The sequence below is a fragment of the Micromonospora sp. SD19 genome (assembly GCF_054462275.1).
The window spans coordinates 1-599 of record NZ_JBTLMN010000026.1 but is presented as its reverse complement, the minus strand read 5'-3'; the positions used below and the strand labels follow the sequence as shown (position 1 = coordinate 599).

Here is a 599-nt window from a genome sequence, read left to right as displayed (position 1 = left end):
AGCAGTTGCAGGTTGCAGGCGTTGACAGTCATCGTCTGGTCAGCGCTGGTCCGCAGCAACTCACCGTGGCTGATGTCGTTGGTCCAGGTCGCGCCACTGTTCGCCTTACCCGCGAACGGGTTGCTCTCACTGGTGGCCTGCGGCGTCCACGAACCACCCAGGCTGCTGGCGGTGAACGACCGGAAGTAGCGACCCTGCGACCCGATCGCCTCCACGATCATCAAGTACTTGTTCAGGCCCTGCAGCTTGTACACCTGCACCGCCTCGAACAGGTTGTTCGTCGTGTCACTCATGATCGTCGTGTAGTTCGACCCGAAACTGCCCGGGAAGTTCCCGATCGGCATACTCGCCCGGTAGATCTTCCCGTTGTCACCGGCGAAGAACAGGTACATGTTCTGGCTGTCACCGATCACCGCCTGATCAATCGGACCCGTACCCGAACCAGTGATGCTCCCACTGAACAACGTCTGCGGCGACGACCACCCATTCGGGTTCGTCGGATCCGACGACGTCCGGTACGAGAACGCCGGCCCACCCCACTGATACGCCAACACCCAGATGTTGCGCGGCGCGAAGTAGAACAACGACGGCGCCACCGT

Annotated in this window: 1 protein-coding gene; it reads right to left on the bottom strand. The window is 61.3% G+C overall.

Translation table 11 applies throughout. From position 1 onward, the window contains the following. A partial coding sequence (locus tag ACX27O_RS33045) for a non-reducing end alpha-L-arabinofuranosidase family hydrolase (RefSeq protein ID WP_458940604.1) occupies nucleotides 1-599 on the bottom strand: 599 nt, incomplete at both ends.